A 9551-nucleotide genomic window follows, 5' to 3' on the forward strand; every position below is an offset into this window, starting at 1 on the left:
CCATCAGGTGGTAGTGCGTGGCGCAGCCTTGGCTGGTTGCCAAGGCAAGCCGCGCGCTGCCGCATGGTGGCCACTCAACGACAACCCGAAGGGCCGGGTCTGTTTGCCCGCCATGCCGCTTCATCGCTTAAGTCGTGTACCGACGTACACTCCTTCGCTCTTCCTTGCCTGGCGCGCAAACAGATCCCGGCGCGGGCCACGCCAATCGTGTGAACAGGCCTAGCACGAAAGCCATACTTTCTTACCGTGCAACTTGCAGCCGTCGCTTTTTTTGCAACAATTCAACGTCACACAGGCCAGCCACCCGATCGTTGTACTTTTTTAGACTACAAAATGGCTATTTGAGACTTCGCATATCAACTCACGCAATGCGATAGCGCCCGCTGGTGCGATGCCATGCCAGATTTCCCGCCATCCATGCTCTGAGCCCACTTAGATAACGCGCGAGTTCCGGAGTAGCGTTCTGCAGCAACTCCCGCTCGGCGCACTCATATTCGCGCATCAATGCATCATGCATGTCAGCCGTCAATGCCATCGATGCTTGATGCGAGCAGCCCCGCTCCGCAGCGAGCAATCCGGGCAGATTGATCAACCCAATCTCGTTGATGCTGTCCTTGGCGCCAGAATAAAGATCATTGACGATGACGGTGATGCTGCCGGCCAATGCGGTAGCGCGACGCACCAGCTGCGCTGAATAGAGATTCGCCGGCAATTCATAGCCGCCAATCACATCGATCAATGGCAAGCAGGGCAGAAAACTGTTCACCTGCCGCTGCGCCAGGTATTCATGAATGGGAGGCGGCACTCCGGTCATGCGCGATGCCGCCTCCCCGGCCATGACCGTGAACATCGTGACAGTCTCGTATCGCACCCGCCCAACCTGGGAAGGCGTGGCGAAATGCTGTACCCGCTGCATATAAGAACGTAACCCGATCAAAACCGGATCCGCGTTCAAGGCCATTTCAAGTCTGCTCGAATATGGCTCCACCAAATAGGCCGGATCCAGCGCCGCAAGGGCAAGTGACAGACGACCAGCGACCAAGGCGGGTTCGGCGCCGCAACCTTTGTCGTCGCAATAATAATCATCGACCGCGAACAGCGCCGTCACGCACTGAGCCTGCAGGAGCAGGCGTTCGGGATCGTCCGTATCCGGATGGCAAAGCATTGCGAGCCGACCAAAGGCCGACTCCCGTATCCTCCGATACCGCCCCGCGAAAATGCCCACCTGTTCGATCCACGCCATTAACAGGTCTTCGACCCGGCTGGCGAGTTGCTCATCAATACGAACAGGGGGTGGACAGTACAGCGGTGGAACTTCCGTGTTGAGCGACCTCGCATGAGGGCTGCGCTCGGAAAGAATCTGGTCCATGAAGCCTCCTCCCTAAGGTGACGCGGACGGATCCGTGATCGACGCGACGCCGAACACAGCGACAGGGCTGTACATAACGCGGCGCTTGGCAAAGCTAGCCGAAGACGCGTAAATTCTTTGTCGAGGCGAATTTACGGAACTGTATCGGCTGCCAGCTCGTTATCTCGCCAAGGAACTTATCTATGGCTTTGGCCGTCCCTCCCCCGCAGGAGGGAGGGGACTGTTTGTCGTTCGGTTGAAGGACATGCAGTGGTTGAAAACTTTGGGTTTCGGCGGAGCCTCTACCCAACCTACGGGAAGTTCAACGCACGTCGTCTTTGACCCGCGCCCACCGCGCCAAGAGATTCGACAGTTTTTCCGGCCGCCCCACATAGAACCCCTGCGCCGCATCGCATCCATGGTTGTTCAACCAGCGATACTGCGAATAGCGCTCGATGCCTTCGGCGACAATGCTTACCTTCAGGCTCTTGCCGAGCGCGATGATCGCTTCGCAGATCGTCGCCGAACGCGCGTCGCGATCCACATTGCGCACGAACGCCTGGTCGATTTTCAGGATGTCGATGGGCAGGTCGCGCAGGTAGGAAAGGCCGGAGAATCCGGTGCCGAAATCATCCAGCGCCACGATTACACCTTCCGCGCGCAGCTCTTTCATTATCGCGATGGCTTTGTCGCGGTGCTCGATCAGGCTGCTTTCGGTCAGCTCGATGCGCAGCGCGTGATCGGCCAGTGCATGCATGGCGCGAACCGCGCGCAAGTTGCTGATCAGGTCGCGGCTGCGCAGCTCGGTGGGGGAAACGTTGATCGCAATCGGCAGGTCGAAGCCGGCATCGTGCAGCTCGCGGCTCGCCTTGGCCGCCTGCTCCAATACCCATTGCCCCAACGGCACGATCAGGCCGGATTCCTCGCACAGCGGGATAAAACTCGACGGAAAGATATAGCTGCCGTCGCTCTGCGGCCAGCGGATCAAGGCCTCCAGGCCGCTCGCACGCAACGAAGGAAAATGCGCGACCGGCTGGAAATGCAGCTCGAATTCCTGGCGCTTCACCGCCCGGCGCAAGGCGGCCGAGAAATGCAGCTTCTCCTTGGATTGCTGCGCCATCGCCGGCTCGAAATAATGGATCGACTCGTCGCTGTGCAGGTGCGAGTGCGCGGCCAGCGCGGCGCGCGCCAGCAGCGCATCGCTCTGGATGCTGTCGTGCGGATAATGGGCCACGCCGATCACCACGCTGATCTGGTGCTGGGTGTCCTTGTAGTAGATCGGCTCGGCGATGCAATCGGCCATCGCCTGCAGCAACGAATCGGTCAGGCGCTTGGCGTCGGACAACGCAAAGGATTGATGCGTGATGGCCGCCAGATAGCCGTGGCCATCGCTCAATTGCGCAAGGCGCGCGGCCACCACCTGCAGAATGCCAGTAGCCACGTTGATGCCGAAGGTATCGGCAATCGCGTCCATGCCCACCAGCTGCAGATAGGCCACATCGAACGGGGCACCCGCGGCAATGCGAACGTCCATCCATTCCATCAGCGCATGCTGGTTGGGCAGTCCGGTGATCAGGTCGTGCGAGGCGCGATACACCAGCTCGCGTTCGTCGGCCAGGTGCGCGGTCACGTCCTCGGCCAATATCAGGCGCGCCGGGCGATCGGCAAACATGATGTCGGCGCTGTGGATGCGCACGCTGATGGGCGCGCCGGCCTTGGTGCGGTGAACCCATATTTTTGGTATCTCGCGCGTTTCCGAAGGCGCCGCCACCTGGGCGACGACGGAGGAATGATCGCCCGGATCGCGCAGATCCAGGATCGACATCGCCAGGAATTCTTCACGCGTATAGCCATATGCGCGCTGCGCCGCGGCGTTGACTTCCAGAATGCGCATGGTGGCGACGTCGAACACCCAGAACGGCAGCGGATTCTGCTCGAACAGCACGTCGAAGCGGTCTTCGCTTTCCCGTTGCAGGCGCCGCGCTTGCCATTGTTCGGTCACGTCGACCACCGTGCCGATCATGCGCCGTGCGCCGCTCTCGTCGATCACCACCTGGCCGCCGGCCGATAGGCAACGCACGCTGCCATCGTCCAGGTGCAGGCGAAATTCGGTACGCAACGGCGCGCCGCTGCTCCAGGCTTCCCGGATCCGGTGCATCAGCGGCGGGCGATCCGCCGGCGCCACCATGGTCAGCATGTCCTTCACGCTGGTCATGGTGGTACCACGCGGCAAGCCGAATAGTTCCTCGGCATCCTCGGATCGCTCGAAGCGTTGCGCATCGTCGCTGAGCGACCACATGGCGGTCCGCCCTACTCGTTGCGCCACGCGCAGATTTTCCGACGCGGCCTGCAGACTGCGGATGTAGTGCTGCTGCAAGGCCGTTGCACGCGAAGTCACCCGCAGCAGGCTGATGAACGCCACCAGGTAGCAAAGATAGAAAACGACAATGGCCGCCAGCTGGCGGTACCACGCCGCCAGGGCATCCTGGCTGCTCACGCCGGCCTCCACCGTGAATGGATAGCTTTCCACCGGCACCCGCACCTGCAGCGGCGTCAAGGTTTGGCTGTCGACCAGCAAGCGCATCCACCGCGGTATTTGCGCCGTGCCGGCGGCTGCACCGGGCTTGCCGCCTTGCAGCACCACACGTCCATGGGCGTCCATGACGGAGAAAAACACATTGTCGGCGTGCGGCACGGAGGCCAGGGACCGTTCCAGCGCGGCCACCTGGATATGCCCCGCCACCCATCGATGGCCTTCGTCGTCGGAAGCCGCAAGCGGCAGCATCATGGTTCCATCGGGATGCTTCTCGACCGATCCGAAGCACGGCACGGCCGCCGTCGAAGGCTGGTTTGTGCCGCAGGAGGTCCACACTCCGTCACCGTCCTGCGGAGACGCCGCGGTCTCGCTGGAGGGCGTCGCATCGACCAGCGCAACATCCACCACCTGCGGTTGCCGTCGCACCACCGCCGCGATGATGTTCTTCATCAGCGCATCGTGCTGCTGCGGCAACGTTTGCTGCAGATGATGGGATTCCTCGGCGATCACCAGCAGCGCATTGGCGCTGGAACGCAGCGGCGCATGCACCATTTGCGCAACGTTGAGCGCCACTTCGTTGGCAAGGCGGCCGCTCTCGTTCCATTGCGCGCGCAGGTTCGAGCGCAGGTCGATCGCCAATATCACCAGCAACAGCACGGCCGTGACGCTGCCCAGGATACGGATCGCCTGCTGCGAGACGACCCTGGGGGCGCCGTGGCTGGGGGTGATTGGCCCGGGTCGGATCATGGAACAGGCGAAGCAAGTTCCATGCCCCTGGTGGAACTTTTGCGAGGGAGGCGGTTGAGTGTGCCCTTTCCCCCGCGAGCGTCGAATCCCGGCTGTGCGAACCATGGCTCCCTTCCCTGCACGCAGGGGAGGGCTGGGGTGGGGTTGTTCGAGCTTGCCGCATCGTTGCAGTGCATCGCGAGGTTGCTTCACCCAACCCTGGCCCTCCCCTACTACACGTAGGGGAGGGAACGCATCCGGCGATGCTTGAAATTCGACGCCCACCCACACCCGCGTCAACTTTCCAACCACCGATCAGTTGTACTTCGTCTCGAAATCAGTGGCCTTGCCATCGATGATGGTGACGATCACGGTTTTTCCATCCTGCACGTACTGCCATTGCTCACCGCGCGACACCTGATCGTTCGGTAGCCCATCACTTTGATGCAGGTACACGCGCGTCACCGGCGGGCCCAGCAATTCCTGCACGCGGGCCGCGGTATCGCCCATCGATAGCACCTTCTCGCCCACGCGCAAGGTGGACGAAGCTTGTGCGGCAAAACTCACCATCAACAAAGCCAAGAACACGTAACGACGCATGGTAAATCCCTTTGGTTTGAAGTTATCGAATACGCCGCCGGTTCAAATCAGTAGCGGCGCTCCACCACGAAATCGGCGCGACAACCGCGATCCACCCAGATACCGTCGCGCGACCAACCCCAGCTTCTTCCTTCACGGCAATCGGCGCCGGAAAGCCGATTGACCAGGCGCACCGAATCGTCGCGGCGCAAGTCCACCGGGCACACCTGATAGTTGCCGCCATGGCTCTCGCAACGCACTTGCAGTTGCTGCGGACGGCCCCAGCCCGGACGCCCGCCGCCGCCATAACCGTTTCCGTTGCCATAGCCGCGCGCCGGCACAAATTGACCGCGGCAACCGCGATCCACCCAGATCCCGTAACGGTCGAAACCCCATGTTTGGTCGCGAATGCAGCGCGCCTTGGACGCCTGCTGCACCAGTTCTGCATCGCGCCAAGGCACCTGGCAGCGGGCGAAACGGTTGTCGTTGCTGGCGCAATAGGCGCTTTGCGGCACTTGCTCGTAACGCTGCGCCTGTGCCGGCGCCGTCACGGCCAGCAAGGACACACCCATGGCCACGGTAGCCACCCCATTCAGTAACACTCTGCCGATCGCGCTCATAGCCGCTCCGTCTGGAAAGTCGCGCAAAATATTGCGTGAGCGGACGATAGCCCCACGCCTGCAGCAAAGTCATCGCCCCCGTGCATGGGCCTGCAAGCGGCAGTTCATCTTGAGCCCGCCTGGCGACGGGATGTTGCTGACACAACCTTCGTTCGCCCTTGCGCCATCGCGACACGGTGTGGCCGACCCTGCCCGTTCCGTGACAGCCAGCGCGCGCGATCGCATGCCCGACCAGCACGACGACATCATCGTGATCGCCTTGCGCAGGGGAGGTAGCAATCACAGCCATGCACCCGACAACTCCCCCACAAAGACTTCACCCCGCCTAGAGCGCCTGCTGCGCATCGTCTGCACAAAACCTGCGGCCACGGGGACCCGAGCTAAGGTGGCGAAATCACCCGACCAGCACATCAAGGAAGACATGCCGCTTCCGGAAGATCCTTCCCATGTCTTCCAGGGCGGCCTGTTTGCCATCGCCGTGCTGGCTTGCATGTACATGGCCAAGGAAGCACTGCTGCCGATCGTGCTGGCATTCTTCCTGAAGCTTTTGGTGCAGCCGGGCATGAACGTGTTGAAACGCCTGCGCGTGCCCAGGCTGCTCGCTGCGCTGCTAGCGCTGGCCTTGCTGCTGGGCGTGATCGTAGGCTTGGTGGATCTGCTCAGCTCGCCCGCTTCCAGCTGGGCGCAACGCCTGCCGCAGGGCCTGCCGCGGCTGCAGGAACGCGTGCGCTTCATCAGCCGGCCATTGGAAAGCATGACGCGCCTATTCAAGCATGCCCAGAGCGCAATGGTCGGCAGCGGCGGGCAACCAGCACAGCAAAGCGGCACCGATATCCAGCAGTTGCTGCTGTCCACCGCGCATCACTTCGCTTCGGGCCTGGTGTGGACGTTGCTGATGCTGTTTTTCCTGCTGCTGGCCGGCGATACCTTCTTGCGGCGATTGGTGGAAGTGATGCCTACCTTCGGCGACAAGCGGCAGGTGATCGATATCGCGCAACAGGTCGAATCGGATATCTCCGTGTATCTCATCACCATCAGCATCATGAACACCCTGGTCGGCATCGCCACCGGCTTGGGCATGTGGGGCCTGGGCCTGCCCGATCCGCTGCTGTGGGGCGTAGTGGCGTTCATGCTGAACTACGTGCCGATCTTCGGCCCGATCACCGGCATGGCGCTGTTTCTCGTCGTGGGCATGCTGAGCCTGGACCCGTTGTGGAAAGCCTTCATGCCGATGGCGCTGTATATCTGCGTGCATTTGATCGAGGGCGAAGCGGTAACACCGATGCTGCTGGCGCGGCGCTTCACGCTCAATCCGGTGCTGGTGATGGCTTCGCTGCTGTTCTGGGATTGGATGTGGGGCATTCCCGGCGCCGTGTTGGCGGTACCGCTGCTGGCGATCTTCAAGATCATCTGCGATCGCGTGCGGCCGTTGATGGCGCTGGGGCATTTTATTCAAGGCGAGCGACGGCGGGTGTGGGAGCCGTAGGGTTGACGGCGTACGAGATCTGACGCCCTTCCCTGCATGCAGGGAGGCTGGGTGGGGTAAAACCCATCCAGCGACCAGCCCACACCCATCTCATGCAAGAAAAATGGAAACGCGCACGCCAGCTACGGCGCGCAAGCACGGATGCAGAACGTTTTTTATGGCGCCATCTCAGGCAGAAGAACCTGGCGGCCTATAAGTTTCGTCGGCAATACCCCATCGCCGGTTACATCGTGGATTTCGTTTGCCTGCCGGCGATGCTGGTGGTGGAGATCGATGGGGGGCAGCATGTGGATGCCGCTTGTTACGATGCTAGAAGAACGCGCACGCTGGAAACGCGTGGTTATCGCGTCTTGCGCTTTTGGAATGATGACGTGTTGCTGCGTACGCAGGATGTGCTGGAAGTGATTTGGCGAGGTTTGATGGAACGCTAAAGAAACGAGCGACCCCACCCCAACCCTCCCCTACTTCGCAGGGGAGGGAGTTCAGCGCGCTAAAGCTCGATCCTTGCGGAACAGGTCAGCTTTGCTCCCTCCCCTGCGCAGTAGGGGAGGGCCAGGGTGGGGTCTGTCCGAGCTTGCCGTAAACCCCAATAACATCACCGCAACGTATACCCCGTCACACGCCAGGTATTGTCCCCATCCAGATGAAACGAAATCAGCTCGCGCACCGGCTGCTTTTCGTTGGCGAAGCGGGTAGCAAAGGACACATTGGCGAACAGGCCCGGCGGAAGCTTCTTGCCGTCCGATTCGCTGAAGGAAAGATTGGCCGGCGTGCGCGTGATCAGCGTGCCGACCTTCTTGCGATCGCCATGGACGCCTTTTACGAATGCGTCGCGGGCGACCAGTTGCTTGGTCATGGACGAGGCACCGTCCCACACTTGGCCTTCCTGCCCTTTGTCGACCAGGTCGGCAACCTGCAAGGCGGCTTGTTCGATCTGCTGGTTGCGCTGGGCGATTTCCTGCGGCGTGGGCTGGCTGGCCGGTGCAGGCGATTGGGCGAAGGCGCTGGCGGTGACGCTGGCCAGGGCGAAGAAGGAAAGATAAGCAATGACGCGCATGGTATTCAGCTCCCGAGCTGCTGTTTTGAAAAAACGAACGTTGCAACGATCCCGTAGGTTGGGAGCAAACCCCAACATCGCGTCATATCCCTGCATGGCGATGTTGGAGTTCGCACTCCAACCTACTAACGCACGACATCAACCCTTGTCGTGCGTATCCACTCGCACCACCACGCGCCGGTTCGGCGCGAGGCAGGCAATCAACGTGCTGCGTGCCTGATCGGCACACTGCACCACCGGCTCGGCCTTGCCGTGGCCTTCCGCTGTGATCACATCGTCCGGCACGCCTTTGGCGACGAGATACTTTGCCACCGTTTCCGCGCGCCGCTGCGACAGCACCTGGTTGTATTCGTCGCTGCCGAGACGATCCGTATAACCGGCAACGCTGATGTGCGCGATGCGATCCTTCTCATCCAGCAGATGCGCCGCCAAGGCATCCAGCTGCGCACGCCCGCCATCGGTGATGTCCTTGAGCGAATAGCGATCGAATGCAAACAACGCATCCGTCGCCAGCGTGGTTTCCTGCGGCGGCACCTTCGAAACCGCGGCGGGCACCGGCAGCGGCGGCGGGTTCACGAAGCGCGCGCAGTCTTCCGGCTTCCAGTAGAAGCTGCGCGCGAGCTTGTCCTTGTCGAACAAAATCTTGTACTGGCACACCGTCACGCGATCGGAATCGCTATCGCGAAAGTTGAACACGTAGTTCCACTCGCGCACGCCCCACACGCCCTCCTCGAAATGCGGCCAGCCGATCAACTGCGAGATCTGCTGCTTGTTCAGGCCGGCATGCAGCTCGCGCAAGTGTTCCAGTTCGGGAAACGTACCGCCGCGATGCATGGGCGTGACGTCATCCGTTTTCGGCCACACCAGTTCCTGCGCGTTGGAACCATCCTTGGCCACGTTGCGGCTGACGTTGCCGCAGGCGCTCAAGCCCATCGCCAACAGCGCGAGGAAGACAGCCTTGCTTGTCGAAGAAAGTTTCATGTTCGTCTCCCTGTCCTTACCAGACCACGTTGACGCTGCCGCCAACGCCCACGTCGCCACGCGAGTCGGATGAAGCGGCCAGCTTGAAGATGTAGCGCCCGCTTTCGGTGATGGTGGACAAGCCCACCGCCACGCCGGCTTCGCCATGGAAGGAACCGAAGCCCACACCGAAACTGCTCAGGTTAGGCTGATACGCCTGGCCCAGGCTGGACATCGCA

9 protein-coding genes are annotated in these 9551 nt (G+C 61.5%); 2 read left to right on the forward strand and 7 right to left on the reverse strand.

Going from position 1 to position 9551, the window contains the following annotated elements:
• Positions 1–361: 361 nt before the first annotated feature.
• From ACTHNE_RS09420 to ACTHNE_RS09435, 4 genes are all read right to left on the reverse strand, one after another.
• Complete coding sequence (locus ACTHNE_RS09420; protein WP_324945778.1) at positions 362–1369, reverse strand: terpene synthase family protein; 1008 nt, start codon at positions 1367–1369, stop codon at positions 362–364.
• Between the two features lie 301 nt (positions 1370–1670).
• Positions 1671–4631 (reverse strand): putative bifunctional diguanylate cyclase/phosphodiesterase, encoded by a 2961-nt coding sequence (locus ACTHNE_RS09425; protein WP_440269121.1) that lies wholly within the window; start codon positions 4629–4631, stop codon positions 1671–1673.
• Positions 4632–4925: 294 nt separating this feature from the next.
• Entirely contained in the window at positions 4926–5210 is a 285-nt protein-coding gene (locus ACTHNE_RS09430) for a DUF2845 domain-containing protein (RefSeq protein WP_440269122.1), read from the reverse strand.
• A 47-nt stretch (positions 5211–5257) separates the two neighbouring features.
• Positions 5258–5809 carry a DUF3011 domain-containing protein gene (locus ACTHNE_RS09435; RefSeq protein ID WP_440269123.1) on the reverse strand — a complete coding sequence of 184 codons (552 nt, stop codon included), beginning with the start codon at positions 5807–5809 and terminating at the stop codon, positions 5258–5260.
• Between the two features lie 385 nt (positions 5810–6194).
• On the opposite strand from ACTHNE_RS09435, the gene ACTHNE_RS09440 reads away from it, so the two are divergent.
• Together ACTHNE_RS09440 and ACTHNE_RS09445 are read left to right on the forward strand one after the other, a co-directional pair.
• A complete protein-coding gene (locus tag ACTHNE_RS09440) occupies positions 6195–7295 on the forward strand; it encodes an AI-2E family transporter (RefSeq protein WP_440269124.1) in 1101 nt (366 codons plus the stop codon).
• 92 nt (positions 7296–7387) lie between these two features.
• Positions 7388–7726: an endonuclease domain-containing protein gene (locus ACTHNE_RS09445; protein ID WP_440269125.1), complete on the forward strand. Its 339-nt coding sequence runs from the start codon at positions 7388–7390 to the stop codon at positions 7724–7726.
• Between the two features lie 164 nt (positions 7727–7890).
• Here ACTHNE_RS09445 and ACTHNE_RS09450 read toward each other — a convergent pair whose 3' ends face one another.
• The 3 genes from ACTHNE_RS09450 to ACTHNE_RS09460 form a co-directional block, all read right to left on the reverse strand.
• Positions 7891–8352, reverse strand: a complete 462-nt coding sequence (locus ACTHNE_RS09450) for a DUF4019 domain-containing protein (protein WP_440269126.1) — start codon at positions 8350–8352, stop codon at positions 7891–7893.
• 138 nt (positions 8353–8490) lie between these two features.
• Positions 8491–9333, reverse strand: coding sequence for an OmpA family protein (locus ACTHNE_RS09455; RefSeq protein WP_440269127.1), 843 nt, complete (start codon positions 9331–9333; stop codon positions 8491–8493).
• A gap of 16 nt (positions 9334–9349) precedes the next feature.
• Positions 9350–9551: YadA-like family protein (locus ACTHNE_RS09460; RefSeq protein ID WP_440269128.1), on the reverse strand; the 202-nt coding region annotated here is incomplete at its 5' end.

Source organism: Dyella sp. (assembly GCF_051954575.1).
Lineage (GTDB): Bacteria > Pseudomonadota > Gammaproteobacteria > Xanthomonadales > Rhodanobacteraceae > Dyella_B.

What these genes read in the sequence shown, in the direction of transcription:
- ACTHNE_RS09445 (WP_440269125.1), top strand. Translation starts at nt 7,388, where the DNA reads ATGCAAGAAAAATGGAAACGCGCACGCCAGCTACGGCGCGCAAGCACG.
- ACTHNE_RS09430 (WP_440269122.1), bottom strand. Translation starts at nt 5,210, where the DNA reads ATGCGTCGTTACGTGTTCTTGGCTTTGTTGATGGTGAGTTTTGCCGCA.
- ACTHNE_RS09455 (WP_440269127.1), bottom strand. Translation starts at nt 9,333, where the DNA reads ATGAAACTTTCTTCGACAAGCAAGGCTGTCTTCCTCGCGCTGTTGGCG.
- ACTHNE_RS09420 (WP_324945778.1), bottom strand. Translation starts at nt 1,369, where the DNA reads ATGGACCAGATTCTTTCCGAGCGCAGCCCTCATGCGAGGTCGCTCAAC.
- ACTHNE_RS09425 (WP_440269121.1), bottom strand. Translation starts at nt 4,631, where the DNA reads ATGATCCGACCCGGGCCAATCACCCCCAGCCACGGCGCCCCCAGGGTC.
- ACTHNE_RS09450 (WP_440269126.1), bottom strand. Translation starts at nt 8,352, where the DNA reads ATGCGCGTCATTGCTTATCTTTCCTTCTTCGCCCTGGCCAGCGTCACC.
- ACTHNE_RS09435 (WP_440269123.1), bottom strand. Translation starts at nt 5,809, where the DNA reads ATGAGCGCGATCGGCAGAGTGTTACTGAATGGGGTGGCTACCGTGGCC.